Consider the following 14,105-nt stretch of genomic DNA (forward strand, 5'->3'; position numbering starts at 1 on the left):
AATGAGAAGTAGATCCCAGTGGAGATATTAAAATTATGCGCTTAACCACAATGGCAGAACTACCAGACCCACTTAAAGACAAGGCTCTTGTACCTCATAATGATCCGTGGAATACTTCCGACCTAACATGGAAAGTTACTCAAAAATAACTAAAAAGGAATTAAAATGAAGTCACTAAAAATAATAACGTTAACGACATTAATGGGGTTTGCATGCTTATCGGGCAATGCCTTTGCAGATGATGACGTCGATTTACGCCTAAGAAAGCTTGAGGCTGCTGTTTTTAATAAGAGTTTTGAAATCGAAAGCTCTGTTGTATTTACAAAGGCATGCAGTATTGATGAATGCGGCTGTACAAGTGATGTCCCTGCTGGGACTGAAGCGATAGTCGATGGTATTATTTCTCCTTTCTATACGTATAGTGTATGGCTACCGTATAGTGACGAATGGGAAGAGTGCACCTCAGTTCCATTCTCAGCGATTAAGATGGATGAAGCCGAGAACGAAGAAGAAGAAATGTAAGGTTTACCATGCAATGATTTAAACATTTTACAAGGTAGGCTTAGCTAGCCATTACCTATATTTTTCCCATTAACGCGGTGCTCACCTACGCGGAGAAGAGCACTTTCTGTAATGAGAACCGTATACTCTAAGCCATTGATGTCCAAATATGGCTTAGATCAATCCATTCCTAATTTGCGCATTCATTATTCCCAATATAGTACTAACCGCGTCGTTTATAACTATCTACAGCGATTAATACCAAGGCAAGCATAATAGCCCCATAGATTGGCCATTGGATTAATTCAATGCGCTCACCAAGTAATAAGCCAACACAAAAAACTAATGTCGGCTCTAAATAAGTCAATAAACCAAACAGGCTAAGTGGGAGCATTTGTGAAGCGTATAAAAATAATAACATCGGTAGTGTGCCTGTAATCGCGAGTCCTAGATAATAAGCCCAAGACCAGACGTCGATTTGTAGCCAATCATTAAAGGGTTGTAAATAAAGCATGCCAAGCAGTGCAACTGGTAGTAAAAAAATGTTGTCTAAGGTGAATACCAGATCGCTCGCCATTGGGTAACGTCGGCGATTCATAAAATACAGCGGATAACCTAAAGCAATCACAAACACAATCCAAGAGATGCCATCAGCAATAACATAAGCATAAACAACACCACAAGCTGCAATGATGCATGCGAATAACTGTGCACGGGTTAATTGCTCACCATAGACAAAATAACCAACGGCAACCAACGTCAGAGGTAGCGCAAAATAGCCTAATGCCACCGAGAGTATTTCCCCCTGTAGAGGCGCCCAGATAAAAATCCAAAACTGTGGCGCAATTAAACAGGCGGAAAGTAAAAATCGCGGCCATAATCGCCATTGTTTTAATTGTTCCCACAACAATGATATTCGCCCTACTACGATTAAACCCAATAGCATAATAACAGCGCTCCACAACACTCTTTGCCCGGCTAGCCAATGACCAGCGCCTCCGGCAACACCTGTTTCTGGCCAGGTCGGTTGGAACTGTACATACAAGGGCAGCAATGCAAATAAACAAGAAGCGAATATTGAAGCTATTAATCCCTTTTTGTGATCGGAAAAATGGAGTGTTTTACTATTAAGTTTGGAGAAAATCATAGGTTATCAAATTCAGCTGGTTAGAGAATGAGAGTAAGATCTGGGATAATACCAGAGCACGCTGCTGTAGTTTTATATATTGAGTATAAAGATTCAGATGAGGTGGATAAGCTAAATATAAATGAATTGGTTAAATTATAAACTGCACACACATTAATAAATGAAACATATGCCCTTCGGGCTTTTAATAATACGATAAAACTGTTCTACTTGTCACCAATACAATTGAAATCTAATTTTGCTCACGTGTACAGAAAGGTTTACACCACAATAGACCATGTACACAATTCGCAAAATTAACCACTAACTCGGCAAGAAATACGTTGGAATAAAAATGGCAACAGGTTCAAGAGCACAATTTTCATCTCGATTCGGCTTCATCATGGCAGCAGCAGGTTCTGCAGTCGGTGTCGGTAATATTTGGGGTTTCCCCACACAAGCAGCGAGTAACGGTGGGGCTGTATTTTTACTTGTTTACTTATTCATGGTGTTTATTCTAGCTTACCCATTACTCGTGGCAGAGCTAACCATCGGTCGTCACGGTCAAGCTAATCCAATTAAATCCATTCAATCGATTTGGCCAAAACAAAAAATGGCTGCTGCTGGTTTAGGTATTGCAGGTATGGTTGCGGTATCAATGATCTTAAGCTTTTACGCAATTGTTGCGGGCTGGTTATTAGGTTCATTACTGTCTCCACTGTTTACACTTATCGGTCTTGATGCTGCGGCTGAATGGGTGAATGCATTTGGTACAGAACGTAACTTGGTAATGATGGTTATCTTTATGTTAATGACTATCAACGTTGTTAAAAGCGGCGTTACCGATGGTATCGAACGCTGGTCTTCACGTTTAATGCCATTACTGTTCATCTTATTTGGTTTGCTGACCGCTTATATCTTAACACTCGATGGCGCGAGTGAAGGTCTTGAAATGTACCTTGTTCCCGACTTCTCACACCTAAGTTCAGACTTAGTGATCAGTGCGATGGGTCAAGCGTTCTTCTCATTATCGTTGGGCGTATGTGCAATGATGGTATATGGCTCATATTTAAGTAAAGATACCAATATTCCAACAACAGCCATGCAAGTCGCATTACTCGATACTGGCGTTGCATTTGGTGCGGGTCTACTGATTTTACCTGCTATGTTCGTGGCACAGAAAAATGGCGTTGAAATTTATGATGCTGCCGGAGCCCTGCTTAGCTCTGATACGTTAGTGTTTAATGTATTACCTGCGATGTTTGATACCATGGGTACGATGGGCATTGTTATCAGCATTTTGTTCTTTGTATTAATGCTTATTGCCGCCCTAACGTCATCAATCGCAATGTTAGAAGTACCTGTATCTTGTGCGACCGAAGAATTGAATAAGGACCGTTCAACAGTAGTTTGGTGGATTGGCGGTATTATTACGTTGATTTCAGCAGTGATCATCTTTAACTTTGCCGATTTGTTTGGCTTAGTGATCACAGCAACGACCGTTTATGCGCAGCCTATTCTTTCGCTAATCTTCGCATTATTAGTGGGTTGGATATGGCGTCGAGACCAACTACTTGCCGAAATTAAACAAGGCAGTACAGAGCTCGAAGATAGTTTATTTTGGAAAATATGGCCTTGGTATGTACGTATTGTTTGCCCTGTACTCATCATTCTAGTGCTAGCATCTTAATCATTATCAACGTCTGACTTAATTCGTCAAAAATGATAAAAAGGCGGCTACTTCCTATTGCAATAATAGTGACATGGCCGCCATTTTCATATCATTGATTGACTCGACTAACGTATTACAGCTCGTGTAGAACCAGCTCTTTATAACCAATCAAACCTAGAATATCTTCATTTTCAATCACAGGTACGTGAGATAAGCCAAAACGCTCAAATAACCGAGCACAGTAACGGATATCCATTTGCGGCGGCACAGATACGATTGGTTTTGCCATCACTTCATAAATGTTAACGCGATCGGGTGAACGGTCTTTGGCTAATACTTGCTTGGCGATGTCTGATAATACCAAAATACCGTAAGCATCATGTTGGTCACGTTTGTTCACGATGATCACTTTGATATCATTATTTTTCATCGCATCAATCGCTTCACGAATGGTCTGCATACCATCCATACAAATATAATCTTGCGTCATCACAGCATTGGCTTTAATTAAATTTTTGGTCACAGTTCATTCTCCACAACTTTAGTTAATTGACTAATTTGATGATTCACACCAACCGCATCTTCCACGTCGATTTGAACCGCAATACCCGAACCCGGCTTTTCATCAAACTGGCCGACTTTATTAATTTCTTCTAAAATATGTCGACTTAAATGCTCTTCAACAATAAACAATAAAACATCACGCTGCGTTTCTAGCGTCAAACCAAAGAAGGTTTTTGATTGCTTTAAGCCTTCACCTCTCGCGTTATTAATAATAGTGGCACCTGTTGCACCGGCACTGCGCGCAGCATCCATGATCCCATCAGTAAGACCAGCCTCGACAAAGGCGACGATTAATTTAAAATGCATTTTTTTCTCCAACAATTCATAATTTTTAACTGTATTGACTCGTCAACATTCGCTAATTAGTGGGTAGCGATTTTCTTGTCACGCGTACTGACCCACTGCGATATTTGTGCATACGCCATCACCGACATGATCGGAAACAGGCTTGCAAAGGCAATAAGACCAAAACCATCGATAATCGGACTACGCCCCGGCACCGTTTCTGCTAACCCCAATCCTAATGCGGCAACGAGCGGCACTGTGACTGTAGACGTCGTTACACCACCTGAATCATAAGCCAGTGGGATAATTAACTTTGGCGCGACAAGGGTTTGTAAAACAACCACCACATAACCCGCCATGATGTACCAATGAATAGGGTCGCCCACTACAATACGATAGCAACCAAGCGAGATACCAATCGCGACACCTAGCGCAACGGATAAACGTAAACCCCAAATGCCGATCGCACCACCCGATACTTCATTGGCTTTTATTGCCACCGCAATCAAAGACGGTTCCGCGATCGTCGTTGCAAAACCGATGAAGAATGCGAACAGGTATACCCAATAATAATCACTCCAAACCAGTTCACGTACACTTCCAGTCACAACATCGATATTGTTAACACTGGCAAGAAACATAGGGTCTGTTAGTTGTTGCGCCATCAAACGACCAAGTGGAAACAATGCCCACTCTAAGCCAATCAAAAACAGTGACAAACCAAGTAATACCCACAAAAAACCCATTAATACTCGGCCTAAATTAGGTAAAGGTTTACGAATAACAGCAAACTGGAAACCAAATAATATCGCGGCAATAGGTAAAACGTCATGAAACGTAGTCATGATTGTCGAGCCAATTTGATTTAACATATCAATAAAGGTCATAGCATCACCATTCCATAAGCCATTACAAAAATCATCGGGTTAAGCGACGCTAACGCGATAAGACCAAAGCCATCAATCATCGGATTTCGGCCTTTAATAGAAGAAGCAAGTCCCACGCCTAATGCAGTTACGAGCGGTACAGTAATCGTTGACGTCGTTACACCACCCGAATCATAAGCAATACCAATGATTTCAGCTGGCGCAAACATAGTCATGATCACCACCAATATATAACCACCAATAATGAACCACTGTAATGGCCAGCCTTTGATAATACGCAGCACACCAATTGCAATCGCAATACCGACACTCAAGGCCACACTCATTCTTAAACCTTGTGCATATTCATCCATTGCCGCTTGTGTTGACCCGATTAGATCACCACTCGCGGCAACCCTCGCCGCCTCTGCTGCAACAGCAATTAATGCAGGTTCCGCAACCGTCGTACCAAAACCAAGACAAAATGCAAAAATTAACAACCAACCAACGCTGCCCTTACGCGCAAATGCGTGAGCCATAGATTCGCCAATAGGAAATAAGCCTTGTTCAAGGCCATGAATAAAGAAGGTTAATCCTAATAATACGAACAGAACACCAATAAGCAGTTGGCCGACATTCGGTAAAGGTTGCTGAATAACAACTAACTGGAAGAATAGGATGACAAGAATGATAGGAGCAAGATCCCTGATACTCCCTAACATAAATTTAAGCAGGGTTTTAAACGTGTTAACCAACATAGCCTCCTTGATTAAATTAATTAATCGGGATACTAGCGTACTGGAAAACTAAAAAACTGATCTAAATCAACAAGTTCAAAAATAACCCTATAGGGGTGGTTTAAACCTTAAAGAAACCTTGTGTTAACTTATCATTAACAGTAACGAAAGATATAATTGTTTAGATACCCAAACTACTTCAATCATCAAACCGTACAGCAGTATAAATTAACTCAAGTTCTTCGATACTACACGTTTGCCAGTTATCAGGAAGTTCGTTACCTAAACAATGTTCGAGCTCTACAGATAAATAGACAAATGACAATGAGTCTGAATTTAAATCATTAAAATTGTCACTTAGCGTCAATACTTTTAATCCTAAAGCCGCCATAAATAGACAAGAGATACTGTCCCATTCTTTTGTATCCAATTCTAGAATGGCCGCGATGGTATTAAGCCAGCGTTGTAAAAAACCGATGCTGTGTTTCTTATAAACTTGCTGCTCGATAGTACGTAAATCATATTTACCATTTTCGAGTAGTGGAAGCGATTGAAACGTCAAGATCATAAATTTATCACGTGGCAACGCATAAGCGTCACTTAAGCGAGTGATCAGCGCTTTACTCTCAGCACCATTTAGCACTTTACCCTGCCCACTTTGAGCGTTTTCTAACGCAATAATAATGCTTTCATCGCTCCCGGTCACCGCACTGTGCGGATACCGCTTTTTCACAAAGCTTTGGACATCATCAAGGTTAATACGTAGCCCAAACAACTTAACAAAGCGCTTAGTCCGACCAATAAGATAAAAAAGGTCATGCTGTGTTCGACAAGCAATATCTCCCGTAAATAACATAGACGGGGTTGTATCGATCGCTAAATCATCAATCGACCTAGCATAACCCATCATCACATTTTCACCTCGATATACCAGTTCACCAGGTATGTCTAACGCATTGATCTTTTGCCCCTCATCATCAACAATAAACAATTCACCCTGCGGGATAGCACGACCAATAGAACCGGGGAAGTCCACCGTTAACTCGGGTGGAAGATACGATATTCTCGGTGATGCTTCTGTTTGCCCATACATGACAAAAAATTCAATATCATTTACCTGCGCTTGCAAAGCATATTCCTTCACTAAAAAATCCTCTAACTTGCCACCAGCCTGAGTAACATAACGTAAACTTGGATAACAACTAAAATCAAAATTGGTTTTTAATAACACTTCAAATGTATAGGGAACACCCGCAAAACTGGTCGCGGAATAAGTGACTAAATCGTCCCAAAACCCCGTGTCCAATACACTTTGCTGACTAAAAACAGTACATGCGCCGACTTGTAGATGCGTATGCAAAATTGATAAACCATAAGAGTAATGTAGCTTTAAGTGTGCTAACGCAATATCCGTTTTATTTAAATGCAGGTATTCGACAATAGACTCGGCATTTGACTGCAAGTTATGCGAACTTAATTTAACAAACTTAGGGGTACCTGTGGTGCCAGACGTAGACAACAACAAGGTTAAATCAGTATGTAAAAGATAAACACGGTGTGAATGATGGCGGATATGCCCAAACCCATCAATAAGTAGGTTCGGTTGGTAATAATGAATGAGTTGCGCGGACTTTTCATTCTCAAAATCATCTGCAAGATAAATAACTTTATTGGCCCTTAGACATGCTAAATAGCAAATTACCGATTTGATCGTATTCCTTGATTCAATAAACACTAATTCTTTGTGACAACCAAGCTCCGTCGCTAAAACATCAACTTGATCATCAAGCTCACAATAAGTGATTTGTTCACCACTTTTCGCATCGATCAACGCAGTATTATTTTTAAATAACCGTAAATCATTAAAAAACATAGCGCCCCCTTTCGATTTACGTACATGACAGCGAATAAACGACATCAGTATTAGTCATAACCGCAGGGCTATAAACCAACAAATATTTTTGATTTTTCCTTTAGAATCAGTTTAATAATAACAAAAGACAATAACGACAATATAATTGTGATTGAGAAACTGGCCGATGCTGCAATAATGCCGCTCACCTCGGTATTAAAGTAGTGTTTATACAAAATTCTAATCACACCAATAAAATAACCATGCACAAAAAACAGATAAAAACTTAAGTGAGCAAACATATTTAACCACCGATTCTTCTTCGATAGGTGACGTTTAGAGCAGGCGATTAAAATCACAGACAAGCTCATCTTCCACAGTAAATCAACCGACGAACTAAACGCAGAAAACCATGTACTAGAAAGATAAACAACGATATAACCGACTAAAATATATCCGCTATATTCGACCAGTACTTCATAAATACGCGGTCGCTGCCAAAGCACCATGCCCAGTAAATAAGCAGGCAAAAAATACACGCTCCATATCAAATTATTCTCACTAAAATACGGCCGACCAAACCACAAAGCGGGCACTAATGACACGATAAAAAAAGCCTCTAATAAACACTTACTTTTGATATAAAGAATAACCGGACTCAGAAGGTAAAATGGAATAATCATCGGAATAAACCATAACGTGACAAGGTGAGAACCCGAAGCCATTAAATACAAATATTGGTAGGCTAGACTTAGGCTACGAAACCAGTCCATATCAATCCAAAAATGGGTACTTTTAAGACCTGTCATGTAAATTACGATGGCGGGAAGTGAGACGAAAAAATAAGGTACAATGATTACCTTAAATTTATGTTTTAGAAATTTAAGGTAATCAAAATTTACTGATAAAGCCGAAAATAAATAGCCCGCAACAACAACAAATAATATTGTCGAGTTTTCGAGTAACAAGCCAATGCCGAATAATATTGCAGAGTCATCATTATTGATCGTGCCAATGGCATGAATCAACACTATGAGTAGAATAGCAATTCCTCTGTAATTATTGATAAATTGCATTATTGGCCCTTATTTCACCAGCAAGTCACTTACTGGTTTTTAATTATAGCCAATATGGTCTAAACATCAAAAGTGGGAACTGTACGAAATTAGCCTTGTTTACTCATCGCTAATTTAACACCGAAAAACAGAAACAAACCGCCTGTGAATCTCGTTAAATAAGTTGTTAAGCGCTGGTTATGTTTAACCTTACCGCTAATTGACGATGATGACCAAGCTAAAATATGACACCAGATCATCGCGTTAATATTGAAAATCACGCCAAGAAAAATAAATGACAGCGCTTTGTCTGGGTAATCCATAGCAATAAATTGCGGGACAAAAGCTAAAAAGAACAAGGCAACTTTGGGATTTAACACATTGGTCAAAAAACCTTGAAAGAAGATATTTGATAATGATGTATTTCTATTTTCGGCACTCGCTTCAATATCAACATTAGCCGCTTTACTCTTTGATAACAGCATACTGAAACCAATATATAACAAGTATATACAGCCAATTACTTTAACCACAGTAAATGCCATCGCCGATGTGGCTAAAATAGCCGACAGAACCCGCACGAAAACCTTGTCTTGCACTACGTCCAATAACATATAAAGAATCAGGACCGGGGATCAAGTTTAACATGATGCCTGATACCACAAATAACCACAGTTCTGTTACTCCGAACATACTACAACTCCCTCTTTCTTATCGACTATCAATTGTAGCACGTGACGAGATTTACTGTTTACTCAATTCGCATTCAACATTAAGCTCCTTACAGATTCTAAATACCCCCCCTAGAACACTACTGACGCCATTATTAACACTCGCATCAGCACTGATTGTCAGCTGAGAAATATTGCTATTAATTTTCGCGACTTTAATAGTCGCAGCGGTATCCGCCTGGCGAATATCTAACAGCATTGCAGCATCGTCCTGATTCTCAATTTCTACGTCAGGATTACTATTCAAAATATTAAGAGCGGCATTATAAACGTTATTCGCAGATGCCTTAATATCGACAGTTGCGACTTCATGGTTTTGACTTTTGTAATACATAACGGCACCTACAGTCGCTACACCGAGACCCGCACAACCAGATATAAATGTCGTAAACAATAAAATGATGAGACTTTTTCTCATAGCAAAGACCTTTTAATTTGCTTGTATTAATTTGCTTATATTAATTTAAATGTATAAATAAAACGCTCCATTCCCTCAAGGTGTCAACGATACTTATAAGAGTCGTCAACGGCTTGAAGGAACAGAGCTATTTTGCCTAAATTTAGACTTAAATGAATGAGTCCGTATTAGAAAGAGTAACGAGCACCCAACATAAACTCATTTGCATTTTGACCACCACCCGCTGAAGTATCCGAGCTTAGTGCAACCTTGTAGCCAGTATATAGAGCGACATCACCAATATAACGGCCATATTCAAATGCTACGAAGTTAACATGTAGATTGGGTGCATTGTCAGCACTTAAATAGTTATATGAAACACTTACCTTATTTTCACCGAAGTCATAAGATGCAAATGCATCAACGGCATCGAAGTCAGCATCATATATAGTGCCTTTTTGTACTAAGCCTGAAAGTAAAAAACTATCTTTAGTATAACGAGCACCAAGCATGTATACATCTGATGAGTTTGAGTTACGCCCAGTCGCTTCTGTGGCAGCATAACCAGCGCTAACTTCAACATCTTGGCGTAATTGATAAGCAACCATCACACCGCCGCCATTTTCATCTCCTTTTAGGTTAGCAGATGCATTGAATTTAAAATCACCTTTGCTCAAACTATAAAGAATTGTTTCTTCTGCTCTATCGTCACTCGCTTCAATGTTGTCGTTTGTATAACCACTATAAATTTCAGCCATATCGGTAAAATCAGTTAGATATGTAACAGCATTATCTTGAGTACCATATGTGAGAGTTCCGTAAGCAGTTTCAGCACCAACGTATGCATAGCGCGTATAATTTCTAATGCCATTAGATGAAGTGTGCGGTCCTGAAAATTCAAATTCCAATTTACCAATCGCCGTGATAGCGTCATTGATTTGGTGTTTACCTTGACCATTTAAACGAACACGTAAATTATCTTCATAAGAACTATCAACAAGCCCTCCCCATCCTTCAACACGCCCACCAAAAGAAAAATCATCGGTGTCTATCGTGTCAGCAATAGCAGACGTAGATACAAGTGTTGCCAATGTGAAAGATAGCGCTTTATTTATGTTGTTCATGAACAATCCCATTATTAGTTAAGTCGATGCTTAAATTGATAGTAAAAGTGATAAATAGTTAAGACGGTAGTGAAGCTGATGGCTAAATGTTTTTTTAAATAGCGCATCAACCAAGCACAGTATGCCTTTGAAAAACGTGAAGATAATCAATATTCGCAATCGATTCAAGAGTGTTTACTCTTCATGACCATAATTTACTTTTTTTACCATTAGTACGTTAACCCATCAAACAAAAATCTAACTTGAATGCAGCATTACGTGCGCACATACGTTTATAAATTAAGAAGCTACAACGAAAATTAGCAATCTCTAGTGTAGACAATCCGATTAGGCATTAGAGCTCTTTAGTAAAAACAAAAAAGGCACACTTCAACAAAACGTTAAAGTGTGCCTTTCTATTTTTAATGTTTTTACTTACTGAATTATAAGTCCGTATTAGAAAGAGTAACGAGCACCCAACATAAATTCATCAGCATTCGTGCCAGTTGAAGCTGAAGTGTCCTTGCTTAATGCAACTTTGTAGCCAGTATATAGCGCTAAATCACCAATATAACGACCATACTCAAATGCGATAAAGTTAACATCTAATAAATGGCGTTTATCGTCAGCACTTAAATAGTTATATGAAACACTTACCTTGTTTTGACCAAATTCATAAGATGCAAATGCATCAACGGCATCGAAGTCAGCATCATATATAGTACCTTGTTGTACTAAGCCTGAAAGTAAAAAACTATCTTTAGTATAACGAGCACCAAGCATGTATACATCTGATGAGGATTTGTTATACCACATCGTTTCTGTTTTCGCATAGCCTGCGCTAACTTCAATGTCCTTGCGTAACTGATAAGCAAGCATCACGCCGCCGCCACTTACATTTCCTTTTAGGTTAGCAGATGCATTAAATTTAAAATCACCTTTGGTCAGGCTATAAAGAATTGTATCTTCAGCCCTATCGTCACTTGCTACAATGCCAGTGTTTGTATAACCACTAAAAATTTCAGCCATATCGGTAAAATCAGTTAGATATGTAACAGCATTATCTTGAGTACCATATGTTAGTGTTCCGTAAGCAGTCTCACCGCCAACGTATGCATAACGTGTATAATCGCTAATTTTATCAGATGAAGACTGCATTCCTGTAGCCTCAAATTCCAATTTACCAACCGCCGTGATAGCGTCATTGATTTGGTGTTTACCTTGACCATTTAAACGAACACGTAAATTATCTTCATAAGAACTATCAACAAGCCCTCCCCACCCTTCAACACGCCCACCAAAAGAAAAATCATCGGTGTCTATCGTGTCAGCAAGAGCTGACGTAGATACAAGTGTTGCCAATGTGAAAGATAGCGCTTTATTTATGTTGTTCATGAACAATCCCATTATTAGTTAAGTCGATGCTTAAATTGATAGTAAAAGTGATAAATAGTTAAGACGGTAGTGAATCTGATGGCTAAATATTTTTTAAATAGCGCATCAAGCAAGCACAGTATGCCTTTGAAAAACGTGAAGATAATCAATATTACAAATCGACTCAAGAGTATTTACTCTTCATGACCATAATTTACCTTGTTTACCATTCGTTCATTAACCCATCAATCAAAACCGAACCAGTCATCACGCGATGATTAAATACGTATCATCACATTTACAGGTATTAACTAGATAATCATTAAGGATTGAGATGAAAAAGCGATTGATAATCAAGACTATATTGCGGGTGTTCGTAATTTTTATGCTGACAGTAACGGTAAAATGATTGGCATGCCTTTCAACAGTTCGACACCTGTACTTTATTACAATAAAGATATTCTAAATAAGGTCGGTGTTAACGTACCTCAAACCTATGAAGAAATGGAACAAGTCGCTAAGAAACTAAAAACACAAGGTTACGCCACTTTCTCATAATCGCTGACACCTTGGATCATGTTCGAAAATTTCAAGTCTCGTCATAACTTACCTGTCGCGAATAAAAATAATGGCTTTGATGCACCTGCAAGCAAAATTATGATCAATACGCCTGATATGCAGATGCACTTTAACAAATTAAAAGAATGGTCTGACAACGGCTATTACAAATATTACGGCTCAGATTGGGATACAAACCAAATACCGTTTGAAAGGCAGCAAGTAGCCATGTGGATGGGGTCATCAGGCTCATTTGGTGGTTTACGAAATCGCGTTGACTTTGACTTAGGCACAACCTACCTACCGTACTGGAAATCAATTAATAAAGATGCGGGTCGTACTTTTATTGGTGGTGCGGCTTTATTCGCTATTGATGGTAAACCGAAGAAAGAACAGCAAGCTGCAGCCGCATTCTTTAGCTTCTTAACAAGTCCTGAAACACAAATGTTTTGGCATAAGTCAACGGGTTACGTAACCGTAACAAAAGCGGCTTATGCGCTAACCAAAAAATCAGGTTACTACCAAGAACAACCAGATGCAGAAGTGGGCATTAAACAACTTAGTCTACCCGGTGGTAAATGGACACTAGGGTACCGTTTAGGTTTCTACTCACAAATCCAAGAAGTCATGCATCGTGAGTTTGATAACGTATTTGCTAACCGAACTTCGGTAGAAAAAGCGCTTAACAATATCGATAAAGAAAGCCAGGTTATCCTAAATCGTTTCGCTCGAACTGTGCGATAGCCTATTACTGACTGTGGTACACATCGTGTGTGCCACAGTTAACCTATTCCTTTTAATTCATTAGGTTTTTATTGTGGAACAACGCCAACAATTTACCCACTCGGCATTGCCTTATATTCTTTTAGTACCACAAATTGCAATTATCGCTGTGTTTTTTTTCTATCCAGCCGCTGAAGCCGTTTATCTATCATTTATGTTAGAAGATCCTTGGGGTCTATCATCTACATTTGTCGGATTAGAAAACTACAGCATTATTTTTAATTCAGCTGAATATTTAAGATCTGTCTTTTTCACCCTTGGCTTTGCCGTAGTGGTCTCCTTTTTATCTTTGGCTATTGCCTTACTGCTCGCGGTTAAAGCCAACAATATCCTACATGGTAAAAGTGCTTTTGAAGCTCACCCAGCTAAAGCAAGGTGATTCTTGTCGTCAACAGTTTAAGCATTGTGATATAAATCACTTTAGGCTTCTAAAACCTCTTACAAGCATTTAACGTGTCGGTACTACCTACCGCCACAAATGACTTAGGCGGCTAGCCTTAA

Annotated in this window: 15 protein-coding genes and 1 pseudogene; 4 read left to right on the forward strand and 12 right to left on the reverse strand. The window is 39.2% G+C overall.

Features of this window, described 5'->3' with window-relative positions; translation table 11 throughout:
* Window positions 1-165: 165 nt before the first annotated feature.
* Window positions 166-522 carry a hypothetical protein gene (locus tag AKG98_RS07570; RefSeq protein WP_067043692.1) on the forward strand — a complete coding sequence of 119 codons (357 nt, stop codon included), beginning with the start codon at window positions 166-168 and terminating at the stop codon, window positions 520-522.
* A 202-nt stretch (window positions 523-724) separates the two neighbouring features.
* Here AKG98_RS07570 and rarD read toward each other — a convergent pair whose 3' ends face one another.
* Window positions 725-1,648: an EamA family transporter RarD gene (rarD, locus tag AKG98_RS07575; RefSeq protein ID WP_067043695.1), complete on the reverse strand. Its 924-nt coding sequence runs from the start codon at window positions 1,646-1,648 to the stop codon at window positions 725-727.
* A gap of 334 nt (window positions 1,649-1,982) precedes the next feature.
* Between rarD and AKG98_RS07580 the strand changes: the two genes are divergently transcribed.
* Complete coding sequence (locus AKG98_RS07580; RefSeq protein ID WP_067043698.1) at window positions 1,983-3,317, forward strand: sodium-dependent transporter; 1,335 nt, start codon at window positions 1,983-1,985, stop codon at window positions 3,315-3,317.
* Window positions 3,318-3,432: 115 nt separating this feature from the next.
* Here the strand turns inward: AKG98_RS07580 and AKG98_RS07585 are convergent, their stop codons facing one another.
* The 11 genes from AKG98_RS07585 to AKG98_RS07630 all read right to left on the reverse strand — a co-directional run bounded on the left by AKG98_RS07585 (window position 3,433) and on the right by AKG98_RS07630 (window position 12,284).
* The gene (locus AKG98_RS07585) at window positions 3,433-3,822 is read right to left on the reverse strand and encodes a CBS domain-containing protein (protein ID WP_045110048.1); all 390 of its coding nucleotides are present in this window, start codon (window positions 3,820-3,822) and stop codon (window positions 3,433-3,435) included.
* Complete coding sequence (locus AKG98_RS07590; RefSeq protein WP_067043701.1) at window positions 3,819-4,169, reverse strand: P-II family nitrogen regulator; 351 nt, start codon at window positions 4,167-4,169, stop codon at window positions 3,819-3,821. The genes AKG98_RS07585 and AKG98_RS07590 overlap by 4 nt, the downstream gene beginning before the upstream one ends.
* A 56-nt stretch (window positions 4,170-4,225) precedes the next feature.
* The gene (locus AKG98_RS07595) at window positions 4,226-5,035 is read right to left on the reverse strand and encodes a DUF1538 domain-containing protein (RefSeq protein WP_083543913.1); all 810 of its coding nucleotides are present in this window, start codon (window positions 5,033-5,035) and stop codon (window positions 4,226-4,228) included.
* Window positions 5,032-5,772: a DUF1538 domain-containing protein gene (locus tag AKG98_RS07600; protein WP_067043703.1), complete on the reverse strand. Its 741-nt coding sequence runs from the start codon at window positions 5,770-5,772 to the stop codon at window positions 5,032-5,034. Before AKG98_RS07600 ends, AKG98_RS07595 begins: the two co-directional genes overlap by 4 nt.
* 178 nt (window positions 5,773-5,950) lie before the next feature.
* Window positions 5,951-7,624, reverse strand: a complete 1,674-nt coding sequence (locus AKG98_RS07605) for an AMP-binding protein (protein WP_067043706.1) — start codon at window positions 7,622-7,624, stop codon at window positions 5,951-5,953.
* A 68-nt stretch (window positions 7,625-7,692) separates the two neighbouring features.
* Window positions 7,693-8,679, reverse strand: a complete 987-nt coding sequence (locus tag AKG98_RS07610) for an acyltransferase (protein WP_067043710.1) — start codon at window positions 8,677-8,679, stop codon at window positions 7,693-7,695.
* An 89-nt stretch (window positions 8,680-8,768) separates the two neighbouring features.
* Window positions 8,769-9,203 (reverse strand): LysE family translocator, encoded by a 435-nt coding sequence (locus AKG98_RS07615; RefSeq protein ID WP_255358635.1) that lies wholly within the window; start codon window positions 9,201-9,203, stop codon window positions 8,769-8,771.
* Complete coding sequence (locus AKG98_RS22700; RefSeq protein WP_228140244.1) at window positions 9,184-9,351, reverse strand: hypothetical protein; 168 nt, start codon at window positions 9,349-9,351, stop codon at window positions 9,184-9,186. The genes AKG98_RS07615 and AKG98_RS22700 overlap by 20 nt, the downstream gene beginning before the upstream one ends.
* Before the next feature lie 51 nt (window positions 9,352-9,402).
* Window positions 9,403-9,807 carry a hypothetical protein gene (locus AKG98_RS07620; RefSeq protein WP_067043713.1) on the reverse strand — a complete coding sequence of 135 codons (405 nt, stop codon included), beginning with the start codon at window positions 9,805-9,807 and terminating at the stop codon, window positions 9,403-9,405.
* Between the two features lie 167 nt (window positions 9,808-9,974).
* Window positions 9,975-10,910, reverse strand: a complete 936-nt coding sequence (locus AKG98_RS07625) for a porin (protein ID WP_067043716.1) — start codon at window positions 10,908-10,910, stop codon at window positions 9,975-9,977.
* A 435-nt stretch (window positions 10,911-11,345) separates the two neighbouring features.
* On the reverse strand, window positions 11,346-12,284 hold the full coding sequence (locus tag AKG98_RS07630) for a porin (RefSeq protein ID WP_067043719.1): 939 nt from the start codon (window positions 12,282-12,284) through the stop codon (window positions 11,346-11,348).
* 342 nt (window positions 12,285-12,626) lie between these two features.
* Here AKG98_RS07630 and AKG98_RS07635 point away from each other — a divergent pair.
* Both AKG98_RS07635 and AKG98_RS07640 read left to right on the forward strand, forming a co-directional pair.
* Window positions 12,627-13,565 (forward strand): annotated as a pseudogene (locus tag AKG98_RS07635) (extracellular solute-binding protein).
* A gap of 73 nt (window positions 13,566-13,638) precedes the next feature.
* Window positions 13,639-13,983 carry a hypothetical protein gene (locus AKG98_RS07640; RefSeq protein ID WP_228140245.1) on the forward strand — a complete coding sequence of 115 codons (345 nt, stop codon included), beginning with the start codon at window positions 13,639-13,641 and terminating at the stop codon, window positions 13,981-13,983.
* Window positions 13,984-14,105 lie beyond the last annotated feature (122 nt).

Source organism: Moritella sp. JT01, from assembly GCF_001574435.1.
In the GTDB taxonomy this organism is placed as follows: Bacteria; Pseudomonadota; Gammaproteobacteria; order Enterobacterales; family Moritellaceae; genus Moritella.

What these genes read in the sequence shown, in the direction of transcription:
- AKG98_RS07615 (WP_255358635.1), bottom strand. Translation starts at nt 9,203, where the DNA reads ATGGCATTTACTGTGGTTAAAGTAATTGGCTGTATATACTTGTTATAT.
- AKG98_RS07570 (WP_067043692.1), top strand. Translation starts at nt 166, where the DNA reads ATGAAGTCACTAAAAATAATAACGTTAACGACATTAATGGGGTTTGCA.
- rarD (WP_067043695.1), bottom strand. Translation starts at nt 1,648, where the DNA reads ATGATTTTCTCCAAACTTAATAGTAAAACACTCCATTTTTCCGATCAC.
- AKG98_RS07595 (WP_083543913.1), bottom strand. Translation starts at nt 5,035, where the DNA reads ATGACCTTTATTGATATGTTAAATCAAATTGGCTCGACAATCATGACT.
- AKG98_RS07610 (WP_067043710.1), bottom strand. Translation starts at nt 8,679, where the DNA reads ATGCAATTTATCAATAATTACAGAGGAATTGCTATTCTACTCATAGTG.
- AKG98_RS07620 (WP_067043713.1), bottom strand. Translation starts at nt 9,807, where the DNA reads ATGAGAAAAAGTCTCATCATTTTATTGTTTACGACATTTATATCTGGT.
- AKG98_RS07605 (WP_067043706.1), bottom strand. Translation starts at nt 7,624, where the DNA reads ATGTTTTTTAATGATTTACGGTTATTTAAAAATAATACTGCGTTGATC.
- AKG98_RS07600 (WP_067043703.1), bottom strand. Translation starts at nt 5,772, where the DNA reads ATGTTGGTTAACACGTTTAAAACCCTGCTTAAATTTATGTTAGGGAGT.
- AKG98_RS07580 (WP_067043698.1), top strand. Translation starts at nt 1,983, where the DNA reads ATGGCAACAGGTTCAAGAGCACAATTTTCATCTCGATTCGGCTTCATC.
- AKG98_RS07630 (WP_067043719.1), bottom strand. Translation starts at nt 12,284, where the DNA reads ATGAACAACATAAATAAAGCGCTATCTTTCACATTGGCAACACTTGTA.
- AKG98_RS07590 (WP_067043701.1), bottom strand. Translation starts at nt 4,169, where the DNA reads ATGCATTTTAAATTAATCGTCGCCTTTGTCGAGGCTGGTCTTACTGAT.
- AKG98_RS07625 (WP_067043716.1), bottom strand. Translation starts at nt 10,910, where the DNA reads ATGAACAACATAAATAAAGCGCTATCTTTCACATTGGCAACACTTGTA.
- AKG98_RS22700 (WP_228140244.1), bottom strand. Translation starts at nt 9,351, where the DNA reads ATGTTCGGAGTAACAGAACTGTGGTTATTTGTGGTATCAGGCATCATG.